This is a genomic window from Streptomyces sp. NPDC005963 (genome assembly GCF_040638655.1).
Taxonomy (GTDB): Bacteria; Actinomycetota; Actinomycetes; order Streptomycetales; family Streptomycetaceae; genus Streptomyces.
Map to the genome: position 1 here is coordinate 133,660 of NZ_JBEXVD010000019.1, position 22,147 is coordinate 155,806.

General features: G+C 68.2%; 21 protein-coding genes. 6 read left to right on the forward strand and 15 right to left on the reverse strand.

Annotation, left to right across the window (positions count from 1 at the left end):
* Positions 1 to 4: 4 nt before the first annotated feature.
* From ABZ348_RS23855 to ABZ348_RS23865, 3 genes are read right to left on the reverse strand one after another with little or no spacing between them, the layout of a single operon-like run.
* Positions 5 to 1,078 carry a P-loop NTPase fold protein gene (locus ABZ348_RS23855; protein ID WP_358936198.1) on the reverse strand — a complete coding sequence of 358 codons (1,074 nt, stop codon included), beginning with the start codon at positions 1,076 to 1,078 and terminating at the stop codon, positions 5 to 7.
* Positions 1,075 to 2,028, reverse strand: coding sequence for a hypothetical protein (locus ABZ348_RS23860; protein ID WP_358936200.1), 954 nt, complete (start codon positions 2,026 to 2,028; stop codon positions 1,075 to 1,077). Before ABZ348_RS23860 ends, ABZ348_RS23855 begins: the two co-directional genes overlap by 4 nt.
* A gap of 31 nt (positions 2,029 to 2,059) precedes the next feature.
* The gene (locus ABZ348_RS23865; RefSeq protein WP_358936202.1) at positions 2,060 to 3,265 is read right to left on the reverse strand and encodes a hypothetical protein; all 1,206 of its coding nucleotides are present in this window, start codon (positions 3,263 to 3,265) and stop codon (positions 2,060 to 2,062) included.
* Between the two features lie 741 nt (positions 3,266 to 4,006).
* Here ABZ348_RS23865 and ABZ348_RS23870 point away from each other — a divergent pair.
* Complete coding sequence (locus ABZ348_RS23870) at positions 4,007 to 5,242, forward strand: cytochrome P450 (RefSeq protein ID WP_358936204.1); 1,236 nt, start codon at positions 4,007 to 4,009, stop codon at positions 5,240 to 5,242.
* A gap of 37 nt (positions 5,243 to 5,279) precedes the next feature.
* On the opposite strand, the gene ABZ348_RS23875 is transcribed toward ABZ348_RS23870, so the two are convergent.
* A complete protein-coding gene (locus ABZ348_RS23875; RefSeq protein ID WP_358936206.1) occupies positions 5,280 to 5,648 on the reverse strand; it encodes a hypothetical protein in 369 nt (122 codons plus the stop codon).
* A 120-nt stretch (positions 5,649 to 5,768) separates the two neighbouring features.
* On the opposite strand from ABZ348_RS23875, the gene ABZ348_RS23880 reads away from it, so the two are divergent.
* Together ABZ348_RS23880 and ABZ348_RS23885 are read left to right on the forward strand one after the other, a co-directional pair.
* Positions 5,769 to 6,305, forward strand: coding sequence for a VOC family protein (locus tag ABZ348_RS23880; protein ID WP_358936208.1), 537 nt, complete (start codon positions 5,769 to 5,771; stop codon positions 6,303 to 6,305).
* Entirely contained in the window at positions 6,298 to 7,101 is an 804-nt protein-coding gene (locus tag ABZ348_RS23885) for a MerR family transcriptional regulator (RefSeq protein ID WP_358936210.1), read from the forward strand. The genes ABZ348_RS23880 and ABZ348_RS23885 overlap by 8 nt, the downstream gene beginning before the upstream one ends.
* A gap of 79 nt (positions 7,102 to 7,180) precedes the next feature.
* Here ABZ348_RS23885 and ABZ348_RS23890 read toward each other — a convergent pair whose 3' ends face one another.
* Entirely contained in the window at positions 7,181 to 7,810 is a 630-nt protein-coding gene (locus tag ABZ348_RS23890; RefSeq protein WP_358936212.1) for an ATP-binding protein, read from the reverse strand.
* Between the two features lie 310 nt (positions 7,811 to 8,120).
* Here ABZ348_RS23890 and ABZ348_RS23895 point away from each other — a divergent pair, with 310 nt between their 5' ends.
* Together ABZ348_RS23895 and ABZ348_RS23900 are read left to right on the forward strand one after the other, a co-directional pair.
* A complete protein-coding gene (locus ABZ348_RS23895) occupies positions 8,121 to 8,750 on the forward strand; it encodes a class I SAM-dependent methyltransferase (RefSeq protein ID WP_358936214.1) in 630 nt (209 codons plus the stop codon).
* A gap of 337 nt (positions 8,751 to 9,087) precedes the next feature.
* Positions 9,088 to 10,464, forward strand: a complete 1,377-nt coding sequence (locus ABZ348_RS23900) for a PAS domain-containing protein (RefSeq protein ID WP_358936216.1) — start codon at positions 9,088 to 9,090, stop codon at positions 10,462 to 10,464.
* Positions 10,465 to 10,893: 429 nt separating this feature from the next.
* On the opposite strand, the gene ABZ348_RS23905 is transcribed toward ABZ348_RS23900, so the two are convergent.
* From ABZ348_RS23905 to ABZ348_RS23950, 10 genes are all read right to left on the reverse strand, one after another.
* Positions 10,894 to 11,343, reverse strand: a complete 450-nt coding sequence (locus ABZ348_RS23905; protein ID WP_358936242.1) for a nitroreductase family deazaflavin-dependent oxidoreductase — start codon at positions 11,341 to 11,343, stop codon at positions 10,894 to 10,896.
* Between the two features lie 180 nt (positions 11,344 to 11,523).
* Positions 11,524 to 11,718, reverse strand: coding sequence for a hypothetical protein (locus ABZ348_RS23910; RefSeq protein ID WP_329026797.1), 195 nt, complete (start codon positions 11,716 to 11,718; stop codon positions 11,524 to 11,526).
* Positions 11,719 to 11,997: 279 nt separating this feature from the next.
* Entirely contained in the window at positions 11,998 to 12,741 is a 744-nt protein-coding gene (locus ABZ348_RS23915; protein ID WP_358936218.1) for a class I SAM-dependent methyltransferase, read from the reverse strand.
* 146 nt (positions 12,742 to 12,887) lie between these two features.
* Entirely contained in the window at positions 12,888 to 13,550 is a 663-nt protein-coding gene (locus ABZ348_RS23920) for an ATP-binding cassette domain-containing protein (protein WP_358936220.1), read from the reverse strand.
* 224 nt (positions 13,551 to 13,774) lie between these two features.
* Positions 13,775 to 14,692: an ABC transporter ATP-binding protein gene (locus ABZ348_RS23925; protein ID WP_358936243.1), complete on the reverse strand. Its 918-nt coding sequence runs from the start codon at positions 14,690 to 14,692 to the stop codon at positions 13,775 to 13,777.
* Between the two features lie 41 nt (positions 14,693 to 14,733).
* Positions 14,734 to 15,612 (reverse strand): ABC transporter permease, encoded by an 879-nt coding sequence (locus tag ABZ348_RS23930; protein ID WP_358936222.1) that lies wholly within the window; start codon positions 15,610 to 15,612, stop codon positions 14,734 to 14,736.
* A complete protein-coding gene (locus tag ABZ348_RS23935) occupies positions 15,605 to 16,570 on the reverse strand; it encodes an ABC transporter permease (protein WP_358936245.1) in 966 nt (321 codons plus the stop codon). The genes ABZ348_RS23930 and ABZ348_RS23935 overlap by 8 nt, the downstream gene beginning before the upstream one ends.
* A 62-nt stretch (positions 16,571 to 16,632) precedes the next feature.
* Positions 16,633 to 18,264 (reverse strand): ABC transporter substrate-binding protein, encoded by a 1,632-nt coding sequence (locus ABZ348_RS23940; protein ID WP_358936224.1) that lies wholly within the window; start codon positions 18,262 to 18,264, stop codon positions 16,633 to 16,635.
* A 363-nt stretch (positions 18,265 to 18,627) separates the two neighbouring features.
* The gene (locus ABZ348_RS23945; RefSeq protein WP_358936226.1) at positions 18,628 to 19,386 is read right to left on the reverse strand and encodes a PIG-L deacetylase family protein; all 759 of its coding nucleotides are present in this window, start codon (positions 19,384 to 19,386) and stop codon (positions 18,628 to 18,630) included.
* Positions 19,387 to 19,435: 49 nt separating this feature from the next.
* Positions 19,436 to 20,734 (reverse strand): alpha/beta fold hydrolase, encoded by a 1,299-nt coding sequence (locus ABZ348_RS23950; RefSeq protein ID WP_358936228.1) that lies wholly within the window; start codon positions 20,732 to 20,734, stop codon positions 19,436 to 19,438.
* 158 nt (positions 20,735 to 20,892) lie between these two features.
* On the opposite strand from ABZ348_RS23950, the gene ABZ348_RS23955 reads away from it, so the two are divergent.
* Positions 20,893 to 22,056, forward strand: a complete 1,164-nt coding sequence (locus tag ABZ348_RS23955; RefSeq protein ID WP_358936230.1) for a betaine/proline/choline family ABC transporter ATP-binding protein — start codon at positions 20,893 to 20,895, stop codon at positions 22,054 to 22,056.
* The last annotated feature ends 91 nt before the right edge of the window (positions 22,057 to 22,147 follow it).

A 22,147-nucleotide genomic window follows, 5' to 3' on the forward strand; every position in this document is an offset into this window, starting at 1 on the left:
CCGGTCAGTAGCCAAGGCCGTCGGGGTCGATGTCACCGTAGTTCTGGGCGAACGCAACGAGTCGTGCCATGTCGATCTCCTCTTGTCCGTCTGCGATGACCTCCTGGGAGATCGCATAGAGAAATGTCTGAAGTTCCCTGACATTGCTATACAAATGCACTTCTGGGCTACTGGATACGACTTCATCGGCAATCGTGATTGCCTTGCCGGGAAGGCCGCCGTCCGCCGTTCTCCGGAGTATGAAGTTCGCCCAGTCATCAGCCTTCATCTGCCCCATCTCCAGGTGCATCAGATGTGTCGACTGATACCGGTGGAAGGCCGCTTCAACGTCCTGGCCGATGCTGCTTCCAGAACTCTCCAAAAAGAAGACGATACCGGCTCTGGCATGACTGTGACAGCTGCTCAGAAATTGTTGACTGGCTTTTGGGTTTCGCCAGTCGACATGCGGCACCACGATGATCACGACATTGCGCCTGATGCCGAGTTCCTCGCTGATCAAGGCATACATGTCGGAGACGAAACGAAAGCTCAGCGCCGTCTTCTCCGTCTCCTTCGTCAGCGCCTTCGCCAGCACGAGCTTGCGCAGCACCTCTTGGACGATCTTGCGGTTCAAGTCCGGGACGCTGAGGGTGATGCCGTTCTCATGGCTGAATCCATTGTCCTGGTTGCGGAAGCCTCGCATGGTGACGACGTGCACGCCCTCATATCCGCTGTGCGCATCCCACAGCCCACCCTCCAAAACGGTGGAGCGTCCCAGATAGCCATTGATGCGACGCGATAGATCGTCGATGCACCAATTGATCAGAGAGGTCTTTCCGGAACCGGTCGACCCGCTCACGACGACGACATATCCCGTGCCCGGGTCGCTGGAGAGGATCCTCATGGGCTGGGGGCCGTTTCCCTGGAACGCCCTGGTCAATTCGTCCGTGTGGTCGACGGGCACCCAGAGGTTGAGATGACCCGGAATCCGCCAGGGAGCCAGCGCGCAGTCCTCCGTCGGCCTGACGATCTCGCTCGAACCGAAGACGTCGAAGGGGGTCGGAATTCCGAACGGGTTGACGGGTTCGTCCGGCGTCATGTGCGCCCGCCTCGTGGCACATCGCGTCGGAGTTTGCGCACCGCGCGCCTCAGTGGCGAGGTCGAGGCGAGTCGGTCGACGCTGGACAGCGCGCCCTCAAGGAGGGTTCGCTGCCGATCCGCCTCCGTCTGCTTCTCCCGTTCGTCGAGGTAGCGGTTGCCCTGCGGCCCACCCGGCGTCGAGTCCGGCAGCGGCCCGTCGAATGGGAGGGAATCCGCCAGGTCCCGGGCCTCGCCGCGCCGAGCGCCCGCAACTCCAAATCTTCGCAGGGCCACCGACAACTCGTCCCGTGTGGCGCCGAGTTCCCCGTACGCGGCATCGCGCTCTCCCACCCACACGGAGAGATAGCCCTCCGCGGCCAGTGCGAAGCGGATCGTCGCACCGTCCAACTCGTCGGCCTGCGCCCTGCGCCGGGCAGCGGAGCGTTCGGTGGCGCCGCCCATCAAGGTCAGCGCCGATCCCAGCACGGCCAGCAGTGCGCCCGCGGCGAGGGCTTCCAGTGTGCTCGGTCCTGATGCCCCGGGTTCGGGTGCGGCACTGGCGTTGGCGTCGGCCTGCATCACCGCATCGCACACCCGCCGGAACGGCTCTCGACTGCCTTCGGCCCACTTCTCCACGGTCTGGCCGTTGCCGGCCTTCGACGCGGATTCCCACGGTGGCGGAACGAGCCGTTCGGGCTTGCCCTCCACCTCTTTGGCGAGCCCGAGTCGGACCGCGGCCTCCACCACGGCCTTGCGCCGCTCCTTGGCCAGGCAGTACACCGTGTGGACGTCGTCGACATCGGCGCCCGCCCCGGAGGTGGTCGCCGTCGGACTGGGCGCGGCCGTGACCTCCCGCACGGTGAGGATGTCCGCCTCCCGCACGGTGTGGACGTCCGCCGACGACGGCAGCGCCGACACCGACAGGAGCGTGCCGAGGCACACCAACAGTGCCCACCCTCTGAACCGCATCCCGCAACTCACCCGTATCCCCCCGTTCGCACTAGGGCTTGGCGGTATCGGCACTCACGATCGGTTCCCGCGGCAACCCGCAGAAGTCTTCCTGCTCGACTTCGTGGTGCTCTCCGCCTCGGTCCTCCCACCTGGCCCAGGCTCCGTTGGTCAGGTAGTAGAGCGCGTTGACGGTGAGGATCGCGGGACCGACGATGGCGACCGTCCCGGGGAAGTCCGGCTCCAGGGCGAGCGCCAGGATGATGGCCGTGATGCCGTTCTGCTGCCCCAGGCCCAACTGGACCCGGTCGCTTCGCCCGAGGCCGGAAATCAGCCGGGGAGCGATCCACAGGCCGATGACCACTTGGGCGCCGAACGCGGCGAGACCCAGCACGAATCCCCGCCAGGGAGCGATTCCCTCCGCGAGTAGCAGCCCGAGGACCGATGCGGCCAGTACGAAGGCGACGGAGACGGCTTTTTGGACCACGTGACCGTATCGGCCCACCCGCAGAAAGAGCCCGGCGACGGCCACCGCCGCCATCAGCATCCAGCCCGCCGCGACGGCGATCATCACCAGGGCGAGGACGAAGCTCGGGCCGTCGGACAGTCCTGAGCCCCGCCGGGACGTCGCCGTCGTGGCCCGGTGGATCCGCGCCCTGCGCCGCCACCAGCGGGGCACGCCCCAGAGCAACGCGACGGCGAGGAGCAGTACCAGATTCCAGCCGATGCCGGCCAGGAAAGCTGAGGAGCCCTCGCCGACCGTACCGGCCGCCGGTCCCCCCGAGCGGTCCGACAGCCGGAAGGCGAGCACGGAGAAGTACAGCGTGAGGAGGACGGTCATCGGATCGTCGAACGATGCCCAGGCCGCGAGCAGGGACTTGGCCCGGGGCGACATCCGACGGTTCTTGTTCATCGCCGCCACGGACAGCGGATCGATCTGGGCGACGGCGATCCCAAGAACGAGATACTCCGGTTTTCTGAAGACCAGAACCATCACCCCGGCGATCAAGAGGGCTTTGAGAAGGACCCCCAGGGTTACCGCCAGAACCAGGACACGAAGGTCGCGGCGCATTTCTCCGAGGTCAATGTCATGCGTACTTCCGTACAGCCCAATGGCGAGCAAGAAGCCGGCCAGATACAAATACCAAGGGGCGTGGACCAGTTCCTCCGCGCCGAGATTGTGGCCGACGGCCACGCCCACAGCAACGGCCCCCAGGGCGGCCAGGACGACCCGGGGCGGCGCAATCCCCTCAGTCACTCCCCTGGCCTGCCGTAACACGCGCACGCTCACCGCCGACCCTCCGTTCCCGTACCTCGATCTCCCCGCACAGGATCAGTGATCGAATATGAGTGAGCGGCTCCCTTTCCGCACCGGAAACCGCAGAACAGCACAGAAATTATCAACCGTGGAGCAGAAGGACTTGACGACCTTCTGTCAGTCCCGCCCATCATGCCGCAACAGGCCACAGAGCCACTCGACTTCTCCGAAATAACCACCGTCGCCACCCCCCGTTCTATCGGAACCCCCGGCTCCAATAGCTGGCTGACATCGGAAATCACCAGGCTTCCTCATTCATTCCCTGGCGTCCGAGGATCAATCGGCCATCGGGGTGGCACCGGAGGCTCGGGCGTACCGCCGGCGCCTCGAAAGGACTGCTGCCCGCACCCCGCGCTCCGAGGCCGTCCGATGCGACACGGACGCGGGGCGACAGGGTCCTCGATGGCGGGGGTACACGGACGGCGCGAGCGCGGTTTCCTTCGACCGCGGTGCGGGACCGGGACGGCGAACCCTGACACGTGACAGCACGAGACGAATGGAACGACACGGGACGGACGGGTGAGAAGGAAGATGTGGCGCCCGCCGGCCCCGTGCGTTCGCGCGGTCTGGCGCCATGTCAGTCGGTCCCCTTTCATGGAAGGCGGTACGCACCGGAGCGAGACGTCCACCCCGGTGCGCCATGACCCCGCAGGTCTCTTCACCGCCCGGGAGGTACCACCCATGACCGACCTCGACCCCGGCATCACCTTGGATAGCACTGGCGGTCCTCCGTTACACGAGCAGGCGGACGCTCTGCGTCAGGCCGGCCCCGCCGTTCGCGTCAGACTCCCGGAAGACGTGGTGGCCTGGTCGGTGACCCGTGGTGACGTGATCAAGAAATTGCTCTCCCATCCGGCGGTCTCCCGGGACGCGAAGCAGTCCAAGCCCGGCTACCAGCCGGGCGCCGTGGCCTGGCTGGTGCCGTGGGTGGACGCCGAGAGCATGTTCAACGTCGAGGGCCGTGACCACACCCGGCTCAGAAGGCTCGTCGGGCCCGTCTTCACCCCCCGACGCATCGACGCGATGCGCCCCCGGGTGGAAGCCGTCGTCAGCGAACTCCTCGACGCGCTGGAGGCACACGAAGGCGACGAACCCGTTGATCTGCGCGCGGCGTTCGCCTACGCCGTGCCCACCCGGGTGATTTGCGACCTCTTCGGTGTCCCCGCCGCCCAACGCCCGGCGATGCTGAAGTTGTTCGACGCGGTCCTGGCCACCGGGGTGGCGGCGGAAGACGCCGCGGCCGTCAACCATGGACTGGAAGTCGCGATGCGCGAACTCATCGAGACCAAGCGCAACCAGCCCGGGGAGGACATGACGAGTCTGCTGCTGGCCACGCACGAGGAGAGCGGCGATCGGCTGAGCGAACAAGAACTCGTCGACATGTTGAAGCTGATGCTCGGCGCCGGCAGCGGGACGTCCATCGCACTCATCGGGCACGCCGTCACGGAACTCCTCCTCCATCGCAGCCAACTCGACATCGTGTTGGACGAGCCGTCAGCCTGGTCCGATGTCATCGAGGAAACCCTGCGGCTGCATCCGTCCGTGATGCACATGCCGATGCGTTGGGCGACCGAGGACATCGACGTGGGCGAAGGCGTGGTGATACGCGCCGGGGACGCCATGATCATGGGATTCGGCGCCCCCGGCCGCGATCCCTCGGTCCATGACGCCCCCGACACCTTCGACATCCGACGCAAGGAGAGGTCCCACCTCGCCTTCGGCCACGGTATTCACTACTGTCTGGGCGCACCGTTGGCACGTCTCGAAGCCGCAGTGGCCCTCCCTGCCCTCTTCGACCGCTTCCCCGAACTGACGCTCGCGTCGCCTCCCCGGGAGTTGGAGCACCTCCACTCCTTCATCGGCAACGACGTCACCACACTGCCGGTTCGCCTCGGCCGTCCATCGCGTCAGGCGTAGGCAACAGAAGATCGGGAGACGCCCGGGGAGCTGGACTTCAGGGGGACTTCGGCTGGCAGAGGTCGAAGCTCGGTGAGGCCGTGCACTCGGTGAGGTACGGGATCACCCCGCTGCCGCGCACCACTTGGAGCACGGCCACCAGGGCCACGAGGACGAGCGCCACTGACAGGATCGCGGTCAGGGCCGAGGCCGTTCGCGCCGCGGCGAAGGTCTTGACCGCGTACCAGAGTGCGGCGACCCCACCGACCAGGGCGGTCAGATTGAGGTAGCTGTAGGCGGTCAGTTCGCCGTCGACGACGGTCGAGGACCGAAAGGTGATGCCGAGGACGAAGGGCAGGATCGCGATCAGGGCGAGAACCACGAGGGCTCGGATCGCACCGGCGGAGTTCCGTGGGGCTTCGAACACACGGTGATCCTACGCGGCGCCACACAACTCACCGCGGGCGAGGGACCCAGCGACGACTTGGGGCACGATGCACGAAGGCGGCTTGACCCTCACCTTGCGGGAGGCCGGATGGTGGGCGGCATGAGCGACTACTACAACGCGTTCGAGATCAGTCCCGTGCCCACTCCCGGACCGGATGCAGTTCCGCCGGAACCGTTCCGCGGCATCTACGGAATGCCGGCCTTCGCAACGATCCCCACGAGCGATCTGACGGCGTCGGTGGACTTCTGGATTCGTGGGCTCGGGTTCTTCGAGCTGTTCAGCATTCCCGGGAGCCTCGTACACCTGCGCCGGTGGGCGTTCCAGGACGTGCTCCTCGTCCCGGCGGAGAGCGTGCCGGAGCAGACACCTGCGTTGAGCCTCAGTTTCGCGTGCGTCCTCGACCAGGTCGATTCCCTCGTCGAGAACTGTCGTGCGCTGCGACCGAACGCGGTCGACGGCCTTCGGGACACCCCCTGGAACACCCGCGATGTGTCGGTGATCACGCCCGAGAACGTACGGATCGTCTTCACCGCGGCGAAGCCCTTCGATCCGGCCAGTCAGGAGGCCCGGAACCTCGAAGCCATCGGGATCACCCCGCCGGACGTCGGTCGCGGCGACAATGACGGACATGTCTGATGCCACTGCCGTCGACGGCCTGACCGTCGGTCTGGTCGCGACGCGTCTGGGCGTGACCGTCCGCGCGCTCCACCACTGGGATGAGATCGGTCTGGCGCAACCGTCGCTACGCACGGCTGCGGGATACCGGCTGTACACCGCCGGCGATCTGGAACGTCTCCACCGCATCGTCGTCTACCGGGAGATCGGTCTCGGTCTGGACGGGATCCGGACCGTCCTGGACGACTCGACCGCAGATGTGCCCGGCGCCTTGCGCGCGCAGCGCACCCGGGTTGCGGAACGCATCGACCGCCTCCAGCAACTCAGCGCCGGGCTGGATCGGATGATCGAGGCGCACGAGCGCGGGCTCCTGCTGACCGTCGAGGAACAAGCGGCGGTCTTCGGTCCCGGGTGGAATCCTGACTGGACGGCCCGAGCCCGCGAGCACTACGGGGACACAGCGCAGTGGTTGCAGTACGCCGAGGGTTCGGCCTCGCGCGGTGCGGAGGAATGGCAGGCCGTCGCGGATGCCGTGGCTGACCTCGATCGGGCCCTCGGGGAGGGAATGGACGCGGGCGTCCTCCCTGGTAGTCCGGAGGCGAATCACCTCGTCGAGCGACACCGGGACGTCTTTGCTGCGTACTTTCCCCTGAGCAGAGAGATGCAGGTCTGTCTCGGCCGCAGATATGAGGCCGATCCGGCCTTCGCCGCCCACTACGACGGCATCCGCGCCGGGCTCGCCTCCTGGTTCCGTCGCATCGTCGACGCCAGCGCCCGCGCCCACGGCATCGATCCCGACACCGCGACCTGGCAGTGAAACACGGGGGCGGAATCGGGGCCGGAAGCCTGCCGTTGCCTTGACCCACCGGTGGCCGGACCGCCCATCGCGAGCGGGCCTATCCCGATGCCCGCAGATCGGCCCAGACCACATGGCCTTCGGGGCTGCCCGACTCTCCCCAGATCTCGGCGAGGTGGGCCACCAGGTGCAGTCCCCGACCACCGGTGTCCAGGTCTGCGGACGGCGTCGCAGGGGGCAGCGGCATGCTCTGCTGCTCCGCATCGCACGGTCCCTGGTCCTGGACCTCGATCCGCACGACGGCCTTCGCAGGACCGTGTCCCTGGACGAGCCTGACGGTGAGGACGACCGTCCCCCGAGCGTGCAGCAGTGCGTTGGTCACCAGTTCCGAGGTAATCAGACAGGCGTCCTCGTCCATGTCGTCCAGATTCCATCCGGTCAACTGGTGTCGCACGAGGCGACGGGCCGTCGCAACGGCCGTGAGGTCCGGGGCGAGGTGCCAGGAGAACACGGCCCCGGCGGAAGGGTGTGCCGGTACGTCTACGGCACCGGCGGCACCGATGGCGGCCCGGCGGGCAGGGCCGGGTTCCCATAGTGCATCGATGTGCACGGTGGGTGAGGGCCGACGGCGGAAGCACGTCATCACGGCACCCGGGGCCGTACCGACCTCGCCCTTCGTGCGGCGCGGGGTCCGGTCGAGGGGAGTGAGATCCAGATGGGCGTCGAGCATGGTGATTCCTCTCCCTCCGGGGCCGTCGGCCGAGTCCGTACGGACCTGAGAGGTCCGCTTATCTCAGGCTCCCCGCGGAGGGACGCCGATCACAGAGCGCGGGCGGGCTCTTCATGGCGCATCCGCCAATCAAAGAGAGCGATACCTCTTGACAAGGAAGTAAATGCGCCTTTTGTAAGGATCCGAGTGCCATACGAGGCATCGAATGGTCCACTCGACAGGGGCACCCGGGCAGCCACTGCCAGGCAGTAGGCATTCCGGGGGCGAATCAGGGAAAGGACCCCTGCGGCGATCGACATCGGAGGTACGAATGACCCAGCGACCGACTCCCGCGGCAGAGCTCTTCGACGCACTGGGACTGGAATACGAACATGCGTTCGGTAAGGCTCCGGCGCATCAAGCGGCGCTGGCCTGGCTGATCGAGCGCCTGGCTCCCGCCAGCGAGGTGCTCGACATCGGGAGTGGCACCGGGCGACCCACCGCTGAGACACTCGCCGACGCGGGCCATCGGGTCCTCGGCGTGGACATCTCCCTGGGGATGGTGGAAATCGCCCGCCACCAGGTGCCGAACGCGTCCTTCCGCCATCAGGACGCCCGCACCTTGGATCTACCCGAAGCGAGCATGGACGCCGTCTGCGCCTTCTATCCGTTCCTCCAGATGCCGCGGTCGGACCAACAGGACCTCGTCCGGAAGATCACCCGTTGGCTTCGCCCGGGGGGCCATCTGCTGGCCGCGACCGTGGCCTTGGACGTGGAGGGCGCAGCCGGCCGGTGGATGGGGCACGACGTGGAGGTGACGAGCTTCGCCGCGGAAGCCTTCACCGCACTCCTGGAGGCCTCGGGTCTTGAGGTCCTGCGGACCGAGGAGCTGGACTTCACCCCTGCATCGGAAGGCGCAATCACCGAGCCGCAGGTGTTCGTGTACGCCAGGAGGCCGTGAGCGGGTACGCAGGAGGCCGTGGGCGGTTACGCCACGAGGTAGCGAGCGGGCGCGCACCGGAAGAACGCCCCCCACCTGCACCTGCACCTGCACCTGCACCTGCACCCACCGTCCTCGGCCCATGCGCACGGCACCCCCGATCGACCTGCGCCTTCGATGCCCCGACCGGAGGGGGATCAAGCCATTTCGCCATAGGTGGGTTTTGCCTGGTTTCTACATCTTCGCAGTAGAATCCCCCTGTATACACGCCACGGGGTGAGGTTCTGCACCCCGGACCGGGACGGCCCGAGCCACGATGTCCGGGCCGCCCGGTGACCAATCGGCGCGGGAGGGCCGCATGGACGGATCTGACGAATCCCAGGGCGGCGCTCGCGCCGGGGACTCCGTGGACCGACGGTTCGTCCTGTTCATGGACTACAGCCCCGCGTTCTCCTTCCTCGCGGACCGCGAAGACCGGCTGCTGTGGGTCAACGAGACCTTTCTGCGCTGGCTGGACCGCCCCCGCGAAGAAGTGCTCGGCGTCCACCCCGACGAACTCCACGGTCCGGGTGCCGCCGAGCAGTTCTCGCCCTCCACCGAACGCGTCATCACCACCGGCCGGCCCCTGAGCATGGAGCAGACGATCCAGCTCGCCGACGGTTCCGCCATGTTCCTCGTCGGCCACAAGTTCCCCGTACCGCAGCCGGACGGCACGGTGTTGGTGGGCGGCACGTTCGTGGACATGACCGCCCGGGTGAAGGCCGAGCGGGCCTGGACCGAGGCAGAGGAACGCTTTCGCACCTTCATGCAACTGTTGCCCGCGCTCGCTTACACCAAGGACTCCCGATTCCGCTACACCTGGGCCAACCCCGCGTTCCTCCGTGCCGCGGGCAAGGAACTCTCCGAGATCATCGGCAGACGCACCGATGAGTTCCGGTCTGCCGGGCCACCCCAGAGCGACGAGGAGGGCGAGGAATCGGCGGTCATCGCGGACGGTCGACCCCGCTCCTTCAGAACCAGGTTCACCCGGGCGGACGGGACGCTCGGCCATGCCTTCGGCTACCGATTCCCGTTGTCGGAACAGGGCGATGACACCGTCGGAGGGGTCTTCCTCGACCTCACGGAGGAGATGGCGGTCCGGGACCGGATGGTCGAACGCGAGAGCCGGTTGGGCACCCTCTTCGAACGCTCTCCTGTGGGCATCGCCGTCATCGATCTGGACGGTGCGCTCACCGAGGTCAATCCGGCGTTCGCGGCCCTCCTGGAATCGGGCGCGGCCGAACTCCAGCGGATGGGCGTGACCGACATCGCGCCCGACGGATCGGACTCCTGGGGACGGTCAGTGTTGCGGGAACTGCTGGAGGGCAGGCGTTCACAACACCGGGTCGACACCGAGCTGATCCGTCCCGTGGACGGCTCATCCGTCCCGGTCTCCCTGCTGCTCACCCTGGTTCACGACTCCGCGGGCGACCCCCAGGAGTTCATCGCGATGGCGAGCGGACGTCCCGCCTCGCCGTCCGTCGACGCCTCGCGCTGGTCGGACGACGAGGTGACCATCCTCCAACTGGTGGCGGCAGGAGCATCGGACTCCCAGGTGGCACGGGAGCTCGGCATGGGCGAATCGACGGTGCGCCTGCGCCTCGGTGCTCTCAAACGCAGACTCCGTGCCAGGAACCGGGCGCATCTGGTCGCCCGCGCCTATCAAGCAGGTGTTCTCGCGACCGCACAGGGCTGAACACCGGCCAACACCTACGGCATTCAAACCCCCCGGGGCGAAGAGGCCGGATTCCGTGGGTTCCTCGACTTCTCCGTGACCTTGCAACCTCCTCGCAACGTGCAGCCGTGTTGACTGAATTCCTGCGTCGGTAGTGTGCCGACCATGATCCAAAAGAGCAGATGGTCGCATCGTCACCAGGCGGGCCGTCGTCTCGTTCTGGCCGGTCAGCAGGGCGGCGAGGGTGATCACGGTCAACCACACGGCGCATTGAGCGAGGTGAGTCATCCACCGCTGAAAACCGGTGGTGGGGCCACCGATGGGTAGCCGAATGGCTGGATGCCCATGGGTGGGCGGACCAGGGCCTCGGAGCGGAGTCGGCGCCGCTCCGGGGTCCCGGCCCTCCTGCGACTGGTCGTACGACATCCCGAGAGATGCCGTACGCCTACGTCATCCGGTACTCGAAGAGACCGGTTCCAGCACGAAGACCGGGATCTCCCGGTCCGTCTTCTCCTGGTACTGCGCATAGTGCGGGAACACCGCAACCGCCCGCTCCCACCACGCGGCCTTCTCCGGGCCGGTGACCTCCCGGGCGACCATGTCGCTGCGCGCCGGGCCGTCCTGGAGTTCCACCAGCGGATTGACTCGCAGGTTGTGGTACCAGAGCGGATTCTTGGGTGCTCCCCCGATGGATGCGACCGCGGCGTAGCGGCCTTCGTGCTCCACCCTCATCACCGGTGACTTGCGGAGCTTGCCGCTCTTGGCACCGCGATGGGTGAGCACGACCACCGCCATCCCCTGGATCGACGTCCCCTTGGTGCCTCCGGAGCTCTCGTACAACTCAACCTGGTCGCGCACCCACTTCTCGGGGCTCGGCTCGTACTCGCCCTCCAGTGGCATGTCATCCATCCCGTCCTCGTACGCTCGGCCCTGGGGCCTCGGTCAGGGGATCAACGTGTCAGAGCGGCCTGTTGGTTCCGCGGCAGCGATGAACAGCGCGCGCCGATGGCCGAGGAGGAACCCACCGACGGCGGACATCCGTACGATCATCATGAAGTCCTGACGTCGTCGGGCGGGACCTCAGGGGTGCAGACTGCTCACGACCTCGGCGGTGGCGGCGACGCCTTCGTAGATGGTGGGGGCCATGCTGGTGCTGGCCAAGAAGAATCCGAGCAGGGCGCAGACCAACGCATGGGAGAACTTCAGCCCGCCACTGCGCAGAAAGACCGCCGCGAGCACCACCAAGAGCAGTACCACCGAGATCGAAATGGCCATCGCCAACCTCCTGTACCGTGCCGGAATTGCGGCATTCGGCCGTCAGTCTGGCGCAGCCGGGGGCCCTGGGCCGGCAGTGGCACGTCGGCCGTACGGGTGGTTGCCGAACGGTCCGGCGGTACGGCAGGTGATCCGCCCTGGAACCGCGCGGCGTTGGGGAGTCGACGTTCGAAACGGTGCGGCGGAGTGCCGAGCGACGGACCGCGGCCGGGGGCGACGGCCCGTCGCTCGCGCTGTCTCCTCAGCCGGCCGTCAGGGAGCAACGGCCTGCCCGTCGGGTCAGATGGATGGCTTCTCCCACACCGAGACGTGCTGACGGCTCTCGTTCGTGAACGGTTCCCGTGACCACCCCTCCCACCTGTCGCGCAGTCGCAGTCCGGCGAGTTGGGCCATCAGGTCCAGTTCGGCCGGCCATACATAGCGGAACGGGATGGACGTGTGTTGGGCGCGGCCTGACTCGGCCACGGTGACGTAGTTGGAGCTCATGGCCTGGGTGGCGACGTCGTAGGTGTCGAACGCCCATCGCGTGGCGCTGATGTGGAACGGTACGGCTCGCTGGCCCGGTGGTAGGAGGCGCAGCTCGGGCACGCCCACTTCGATGACGAACCGGCCACCGGGTCGCAGTTGGGCGGCGGCGTTGCGGAAGCAAGCCACTTGCGCGTCCTGCGTGGTCAGATTGTTGATCGTATTGAAGACGAGGTAGGCGAGCGTGAAGTGGTCCCCCACGCGCGTGGTCGCGAAGTCCCCCATCGTGATGTCGATGGCGGCACTGCCCTGCTTGGCCCTCAATCGGTCGACCATGGCCCGGGACAGATCGATGCCGTGGACGGGAACCCCACGGGCAGCCAGGGGCAGTGCGATCCTTCCGGTGCCGATGCCGAACTCAAGTGCCGGGCCGGTGCCGGCGAGTTCGGCGAGCAGGTCGACCGTCGGGTCCACGGAGGTCGGATCGAACCTGCCGGCATGCGAGTCGTCGTAGGTGGCCGCGATCGTCTCTCCGAAGTATCCGTCGTTTTCGTGCATCGGAAGAAGCTATCGAGCCCGGCCGGTGGAACGCCCCTGGATTTCCGACGGTAGCGCGGTCCACTGCGTTGGGATTGTTCTGCCGAGAACGGTCACCGGAGCACGACACCACCAGGTCCGCAGGCCACTTGGCTCCGCCAGGGGGGTCAGCCGCCCTCGACGATGTCGGACCAGTGGATCGTTCGATCGCACCAGCGCTCCAGCAGCACCCGATCGTGTCCCACGGCGAGAAGGGCGGCGCCACTCTGCCGGCGGTACTCCTCGACGACGGCGACGAGCGCGGCCGTGGTCGAGGCGTCCAGCATCGCGGTCATCTCGTCGCACACGAGCCATCGTGGCCGCAACACGAGGGCGCGGGCGAGACAGGCGCGCTGCAACTGACCGTCGCTCACCTCGTGGGGGCGGCGGTTGAGCAGTTCCTCGGTGAGCCCGACCGCTGCGGACAGTTCCTTGATACGCGGCGCGACCTCGGCGCGGCGCCCCGTGGCCCGCAGGGGTTCCGCCATCAGGTCCTTCAGCGGAAGCCGGGGATCGGCGGAGAGCCGGGGCTGTTGGAACACCACACCGATGGCGGTGCGCTGCGCGCGGGGTGCCGAGTGTCGCCAGCCGTCGACCGGTCGACCGTCGATGCGCACCTGGCCCGTGTAGGGGCGGTGCAGCAGAGCGGCGACCTTCGCGAGGGTGGACTTGCCGCAGCCGCTCGGGCCGAGCAGTCCGATGGACTCGCCCTGGTCGAGGGCGAGGGACACACCCCGTACCGCGGGTGCGCGGCGGTCGTAGCCGGCGGTGATCTCATGGAGTTCAAGCACGGCGGCGCTCCTGACCGGTGGACGAGAGGGGTTGGGGGTGGTCCGACCGGCGCATATCTCTTCGGCGGACGCACTGCGGAACGCGGCCCGAGGCGGCATCAGTGGGACGGCGCGCCCGGGTGGTGGCGAATGCGGGACGCGTCCGCCCGGCGACGCGCCGTACACATCGGCCGGACGCCGGCCTGTCGGCACGCCGACCCGTACCCGTGCTGGTCGGGTGCGACCTAGGCATGTGCCGATTCCTGCTCCGTCGCGGACATCACCGGGTGATGGCAGGCCACCTGTGCCGTCAGTGCCGGGCGTGTTCCGCAGAGGTCCGTGGCGCGGTCGCAGCGTGCCGCGAATGCGCAGCCGTCAGGGAGGTCTCCGAGTTCCGGCGGCATTCCGGGAATTGCGGTGAAGTCACGTTCGGGGAGTGCGGCGAGCAGACCGCGCGCATAGGGGTGGCGGGGTCCGGGTGTCCCGAAGAACGACGTGGCGTCGGCGAGTTCGACGATTCGCCCTGCGTACATGACGGCGATCCGGTCGGCGATGCGTTCGGCAGCCGCAAGATCGTGCGTGATCATAAGGAGGGCACGGCCGTCGTCGGTGTGACGGCGCAGTTCGTCGGCGGTGCGGTCCACGAGGTCCCGGTCGAGTCCGGTGGTGGGCTCGTCGGCAAGGAGGAGCGGCGCGTCGCCGATGAGGGCGAGGGCGGTCGCGGCGCGTTGCGCCAGTCCTCCGGAGAGCTCGTGCGGATGTCGGTCGAGGTGGCTCACCGGGAAGGCGGCGCGTTCGGCCGCTGCCACGGCGGCGGTGCGCAGTTCGCGTCGGGGGGTGTCGGTGAGTGCGCGCAGGGTCTCTTCGAGTTGTGCGCCGACGGTCCGTACGGGTGTGAGGTGGGCGGCCGGGCTCTGCGGTACGAGTCCGATGAGCCGTCCGCGCACCTGGCGGGCGAGGGTTCGTTCGTCCGCACCCAGCAGCTCGATGCCGCCGACCCTGGCGGTGCCCGCGGTCTGGGCGTTGCCGGGCAACAGGCCGAGCAGTGCGGAGGCGAGGACGGACTTTCCGCAGCCGCTCTCGCCGACGAGGACCAGGCACTCCCCCGGCGCCAGGTCGAAGGAAGCGGAGGTCACGGCGGCTATGTGTCGGCCGCCGCGCATCCGGAAGCGTACGGAGAGGTCGCGTACGGACAGTACGACGCTCACAGCATCAGCTCCGATCGGCGGCGTGGGTTGATGCGGTCCCGCCAGATGCCGGCGAGGCCGGCGATGGCGAGGGTGGGGACGATCAGGAAGAGACCCGGGAAGAGCGTGGGCCACCAGTCGCCGGCCAGGAGCGAGCTCCGTGCGGTTTGCACCAGATTGCCGAGGCTCGCTTGATGGGTGGGGAGGCCGAGTCCGAGGAAGGAGAGCGCGGATTCGTGCCACATGGCGTGCGGCACCATCAACACGGCCGCGAGTCCGGCCTGGGGCAACACGCCGGGGAGCAGATGGCGGAGGGTCACCCGACGGCGGGACGCGCCGCCGGAGATCGCCGCGTCGATGTGGGGTCGGGAGCGCAGCGACAGCACTTCCGAGCGCACGATCCGTGCGGTGGAGAGCCAGTGTGTGAGGGCCACGGAGATGACGACGGGCCACACACCGGGGCGGAACATCGCCACGATGAAGATGCCGAGGAGCAGGTGCGGTACGGAGGCGAAGGTGTCGACGAGCCGCATCACCACTCGATCGGTCCACCCGCCGAAAGCTGCCGCTGCGGCTCCGACGAGGGTGCCGATGACGGTGGCGACGAGGGCCGCCACGAGTCCTACGAGCAGGGAGATCCGCAGTCCGTAGATGCACCGGAGAAGCAGGTCACGGCCGACGTCATCGGTGCCGAAGGGGTGCTCCCAGGACGGCGGCTGAAGTTTCATCGACAAGTCGACCGATTGTTCGTCGAGCTGCACGATGGGCGGCACCAGGAGGACTGCGAGGGCCACCAGTGCCACGATCACGGCCGATGACCAGAGTCGAACGGTGCGGGTGGAGCGGCGGGTGCGCCCGCGCGAGCGCCAGGCGGTGGTGGGCAGAGTGTCAGCCATCGAAGCCCACTCTCGGGTCGGCCAGTCCATAGAGCAGATCGGAGAGGAGGTTGCCGAGGAGCACGGCGGCGGTCGCCAATACGGTGAGTGCGGCCAGCAAGGGGAAGTCGACGGAGGTGGCGGCGGTGACGGTGGCCGCGGCGATGCCGGGCCAGCTGAAGACCGTCTCGACCAGCAGCGCCCCGGTGATCAGCTCCGGCACGCGCGAGCCGACGAGGGTGAGCATGGGCAGCATCCCGGAGCGCAGGGCGTGGCCGAGGAGCACGGTCCGTTCGCTCAGCCCGCGGGCGCGGGCGCCGCGGACGGGGTCCTCGTCCAACGCGTCCGAGACGCCTTGGCGTACGTAGAGGTAGAACCACGGCATCTGGGAGACGCCGAGGACGGCCGACGGCAGCACCAGATGGGTGGCGACCTGGTCGAAGGTGACGACGTCGCTCGCGGTGTCGGTGAGCCCACCGGCGGGGAGCACACCGAGTTCGAGGGCGAAGAACCAGATGGCGAGCAGCCCGAGCCAGAAGGCGGGTGCGGCTTCGAGGGTGTAGGCGGCCGAGCTGACGGCGCGGTCGAGCAGGCCGCCCGGGCGGCGGCCGGCCAGGACACCGAGCGCGGTCCCGACGAGGATGGCGATCACGAAGGCGGTGACGGCGAGCAGCACCGACCAGCCGATGCGTTCGCTGATGACGTCGACGACGGGTTGGCGCATCACGCTGGAGTCGCCGAGGTCGCCTTGGAGTGCGTTGGTGAGCCAGTTCCACCAACGGTTGACGAAGGGCTCGTCCGCGCCGAGGTTCGCGCGGATCTCCGCGAGCGTCTCCTCGCTCGCGGTGAGTCCGGCGGTTCCGGTGTACGCCTTGACCGGGTCGAAGGGCGAGGCGGCGGCGACGGCGAACACGCCGAACGTCACCGCCAGCACGATGGGCAGGGCGAACAGCGCACGCCGCCCCGCCATCCGTGCCATCGCCCGCCAGGGGAGGCGGCGTCGCGACACGGACACCGCCTCCTGCTCGACGGGGTGGTGCTTCACTTCTTCGGGGTCCAGTCCTCGACGTTCCACCAGGGGCCGGAGGCGAGGCCGTGGTCGTGCGGCTCGACCTGGTTGGTCAGTTCCTCCCACTGGTCGTCGACGACATAGAGGTGGTCGATGTGCGTGAGGAAGGTGTAGCCGGGGTTCTTCACCAGCTCTCGCTGGACCGTGTCGTACGCGGCCTTCCGCACGGCCTTGTCGGCGCTTCTGCGGCCGTCCTGGAGCGCCTTGTCGACGACGGGGTTGTCGTACCAGGCCATGTTGTTGAAGCCGTCGCCCGCGAGGGACGAGGTGAGCAGCAGGTACTGGTCGAAGTCGGGGTCGCCGGGGGCTCCGCCGCCCGCGAGTACGGCGTCCTGCTTCATCCTCGGCTCGATCACCTCCCAGGTGCCGGCCTGGGTCTTGATCGAGATGCCCGCCTTCTTGGCGTCGGAGGCGTACGCGAGGGCGTGGTCCTGGCGCAGCTTGTCACCGGAGACGTACCAGAGCGGGAACTCCGCGCGCACCCCGTCCTTGACGCGGATGCCGTCGCCGCCCGGCTTCCAGCCCGCGTCATCGAGGATCTTCTTGGCCCGGGTGAGGTCGTGGGTGCGTTCCGTGCCCTGGGCGAACCACTCGCTGCCGGTCGGCACCGGGCCGTAGGCGGGCTTGCCGGCGCCTTCGAGGATCTTGTCGACCATGGTCTGGCGGTCGACGGCGACGTCGAGTGCCTGGCGGACGGCGGTGTCACCGGTGACCTTGTTCCCCGTGGGGAGGGTGACGGTCCGGTAGTCGTACGTGGTGGCCGCGTGGGTCTTCTTGGCCTTGTCGTTCTTGAAGCCCGCCGCGAGGTTCGGCGGGAGGATGGCGCCGTCCAGGTCTCCGGCGCGCAACCGGGTGGCGCGGACGTCGTCGTCCTTGATGATGGCCATGGTGAACTTCTTCACCTCGGGCGCGCCGCCCCAGTAGGAGGGGTTGGCCTTGAACTGGATCTTCTCGCCCTTGGACCAGTTGGTCAGGACGTACGGACCGGTACCGATCGGCTTGGTGGTGAAGGGGCCGGTGTTGACGTCCTGACGGCCGGCTATGTGCTCGGGTGCGATGGGGAGCACGGTCCGCTGGGCGAAGGGCGCGTAGGGGTACTTCAGGGTGAAGACCACGCTGTCGTCGCCGCTGGCCTTGACGTCCTTGATCGCGTCCAGTTCCGAACGGGAGGCGTTGTTGGTCTTGGCGTCGAGGATCGTGCGATAGGTGAAGACGACGTCCTTGGAGGTGAAGGGCTTGCCGTCGCTGAACGTCACCCCCTTGCGCAGGGGGTAGGTGTAGGTCAGTCCGTCGGCGCTGATCGTGGGGAGGGCCGACGCCAGGGCGGGCCGGAGCTTCATGTCGGCGTCGAAGGTGAGCAGCCCGTCGAAGATCTTGGAGTTGCCGTCCTTGCCGAAGCCGAGGAGGGGGCTGAGGCTCTCGGGCTCGTAGGCGATGCCGACGACGGCCGACTCTCCGGCGCCCGCGGCTCCTGCGTTGCCGTCGCTCGGGTTGGAACAGGCGGCAACGCCCGTCAGCGCCGCGACGGTGGCGATGGCCGCCAGGCCGCGTATCGATCGTGTCGACCTGACGTGGCCGGTCGCTCGGGTCGGTCGGGCGAACATGACTCCCACCCCTACTGAAGATCAGCTGTTATTACAAAGCGCTCGCAATTAAACAGCACGGATAAGGGTGTTAGGTACACCGGATCCGGGTCGGGTGCTGGTCAGGACATCCGGACGATCAGGATCGTCGGGTCCGATGCCGTCTTCACGAGGCGAACAACGCGTGCCCAACGGAGCCAGCTCGGAGCAGAAGCAGAGCAGGGGCCGAGCAGGGGCCGAGCACGAGCAGAGCGTGCGGATGCGCCCGACGCCGGGTGGAGTGGCATCGGGGGCATCCCGTGGTGCTTCCGCCGAACGGACCGGGCATCGCCCTGCCCCCGGGCATCGCGGGTCAGCGCGTCAGCGGGTCAGCGGGTCAGCGGGTCAGCGACCGAACACCTCGAAGGTGACCGCGGGCTTCCCGCCGAAGCGTGCTCCCGCGGCTTCGGCCGCACCGATCAGGAAGGAGCGGCAGTACTCCTCGGGGTCTTCGTCGGTGAGCACGTCGATGTAGGTCCGGTGCTCCAGCAGGGACTGGACGGAACGCTCCAACCCTGCGCTGGCGTCCACCGCGTGGGTGGGACTGGTGGACCCGGCCACCGCGACCCAGTGGACCCCGTTCCACGGTTCGAGACCCTGCTCGGTGATCAGTTCGGGGAAGATCCACCGGTTGCCCGCGTCCGCGGCGGCGTCCAGCGTGGCCCGCCCCACCGCACGGTGATCGGGAGTGTTCCACGCGGTGCCGCCCCAGGTGTCCCGGTGGTTCAGGGTGACGACCAGCTCCGGACGGTGGCGCCGGATGGCGGCGGCGATGTCCCGCCGCAGGGCGGTGCCGTACTCGATCACTCCGTCCCGGTGGTCGAGGAACTCCACGGTCGACACGCCCACGACAGCCGCGCTCGCCCGCTGTTCCCGCTCCCGCAGGGGTGCGCACTCGGCGGGCGGGATGGTGTCGATGCCGGCCTCGCCACGGCTGGCCAGGAGATAGGAGACGTCCCGTCCGCCGTCGGTCCACACCGCGATGGCCGCGGCGCAGCCGTACTCCAGATCGTCGGGATGGGCGACGACGGCGAGGGCGCGCTGCCAGTCCTGCGGCATGGGGAGCAGTTGGTCGGTTGCGGAGTGGTCCGCGAGCTCGGTCATGCGCGCACAATACGGCGCCGCGCGGGCTCGGCGCCGTATCACGTCGTTCCTAGACCTCGTCCCTGACCAGCGCGATCAGTCGGTCCAGGACCTTGGGGCCGCCCGCGCGCAATCCGTCGTGTTCGAATTCGTCGGTGACCCAGGTGCGCAGCCCGCGGATGGTACGGGCGGTGCTCAGGGAGTGCTCTGTGTCGACGTACATGTCGTCGTGGTAGACGGCCGCCGCGACCGGCACCCGGTTGGCGGCCAGCCGGTCCGCGTCGTACAGCGGTTCCCAGTCGGTGCGGGCGGCCAGGAGTTCGGCGGTTTCGCGCAGGGGGCGCAGGGCCGGGTCGGTCTCGAAGTGCCACGGGTGGATGGTCTCGCCGGTGAACAGGAGCGGGGAGTCGCTGGCGAGCGCGGTGGCGGCGTCGAACTGCGGGAACTCGGCCCGTACGCGTTCGGCGGCCCATCCGGTCGGCTCCTTGCCCTGGCCGTAGATGGCTTCGTGGAGGACCGCGTAGAGGGGGTGCCCGGCGAAGGAGAGGGTGCCGAGGACCGCTTCCTGGAAGGCGTCGGAGAGTTCATGGCGGTCGCCGACCCTCACGAAGGCACCTTCGAGCAGGTAGTGGAGCTGGTGGCTGCCGTCGCCGCCGCCGAGGAGGATGCCCAGGGACTGGAACGCCTCGGGGGTGAGGGTGTAGCCGCCCGGCAGGACCGGGCGGTGTTCGGCGAGGTGGGCGGCGATGCGCCGGGCGCGGCGCACGTCCTGCGGATAGCGGGCGTAGTGGGCCTCCGCCTTCCGCTGGATACGGGGGTAGGCGGCGCGGTAGACGTCATCGGCGTGGGCGTTGAGGGAGGGCAGTCCCCCGGTGATGAAGACTTCGCGCAGGCCCTCGGGCGCGCTGGACAGGTAGTGGGTGGCGCAGAACCCGCCGAAGCTCTGCCCGAGGACGCTCCAGGAGGCACCGTCGGTCAGATGGGGCCTGATCGCTTCGCAGTCGCGCACGATGCTGTCGGCACGGAAGTGTGCGAGGTGGGCGGCCTGGGCCTCGGCGTCCCCGCGGGCTGCGAGCGTCTGACGGTTCTGTGGGGTGGAGCGTCCGGTGCCGCGCTGGTCGAGGAGGAGCACGCGGTAGTCCTGGACTGCGCGCCCCAACCAGGCGCTGCGACCGGCGAACCGACGGGCGCCGAATCCGGGGCCGCCCTCCAGATAGACGAGCCAGGGCAGTGCGTCGGCGGCCCGCGCACCAGCAACCACTTCGCGCCCGAAGAGTTCCACCTGTTCGCCGTCGGGATCGGCGTGGTCGAGCGGCACGGTAAAACGACGGTCCGTGAGGACGACTCCGGGCTGGCGGTAGCTGGTCACTGCTGCTCCTGTTCTCTGCATGGCGCTCGCCCATGGGATCACACGGGTACGCGAGCGGAGGGACAGGGTCCGATCTGCGGCGATGTGCGCGAAGACGCGGTGACTCGTACAGTCGCCGCCCGTGTGCGGCTCGGATGGCGGACTCCTACCGTGGAGGAATGATCCGGTTCGAGCAGGTCAGCAAGGTGTACCCGGACGGCACCACCGCCGTCGACGGCCTCTCCTTCGAGGTCGCGAAGGGCGAGCTGGTCACGCTGGTCGGACCCTCGGGGTGTGGAAAGACGACCACGATGATGATGGTCAATCGGCTGGTCGAGCCGACCACCGGCCGGATCTTCGTCGACGGTGAGGACATCTCCGCCGTCGACCCGGTGCAGTTGCGACGCCGCATGGGCTACGTGATCCAGCAGGCGGGGCTGTTCCCGCACCGAACGGTTCTGGACAACACCGCGACCGTGCCCGCACTCCTGGGCTGGAAGCGTGCCAAAGCCCGGGCGAGGGCCGCGGAACTGCTGGAGCTCGTCGGTCTGGACCCCTCGGTGTACGGGCCGCGCTATCCCTCGCAGCTCTCCGGCGGGCAGCGCCAGCGGGTGGGAGTGGCGCGAGCGTTGGCCGCTGATCCGCCCGTACTGCTCATGGACGAACCGTTCGGCGCGGTCGATCCGGTGGTGCGGGAACGGCTGCAGAACGAGTTCCTGAAGCTCCAGGCAACCGTGCGCAAGACCGTGCTGCTGGTCACGCACGACATCGAGGAGGCGGTCCGCATGGGCGACCGCATCGCCGTGTACGGCCAGGGACACATCGAGCAGTTCGACACGCCCGCCGCCGTGCTGGGCACGCCCGCGACCGCCTACGTGGCCCAGTTCGTGGGCTCGGACCGGGGACTCAAACGGCTCTCGGTCACCACCATCGAGGAGGAGGACCTCGAACAGCCGCCGCTCGCCCGTCTGGATGAGGCCGCGCGGACGGCCTCGTCCCGTCTCAAGGCGGATCAGGCCCGGTGGGCGGTCGTCACCGACGGGAACGGCGAGTTGCACGGCTGGGTGTCTGCCGAGGCACTGGCGATCGCGGGCGAGGAGGGCACGGTCGGGGATCTGGCCCGCCGCATGGAGGCATGGGTTCCGTTGGGGGCCCCGTTGAAGCAGGCGTTCAGCGAGATGCTCCAGTACGACGCCGGGTGGGTGGCCGTGGTCGACGGGTCCCGGTTCGTGGGTGTCCTGACCCCCGCGAAGTTGCACGAGGCGCTGCGCCGCTCGGTGGACGCGGACGAGCGCGGGGTGGGGCGGGACGAGGTGGACTTCACTTCGGTATCGGATGTCTAGTGTGATGCGCCTGAAATCCCCAGTGTTAGACCTGCTTGGTTGTGTGGTGGTCGGGCCTGACCTTGGCGAGGTAGTCGGCGAGGGAGTGGAG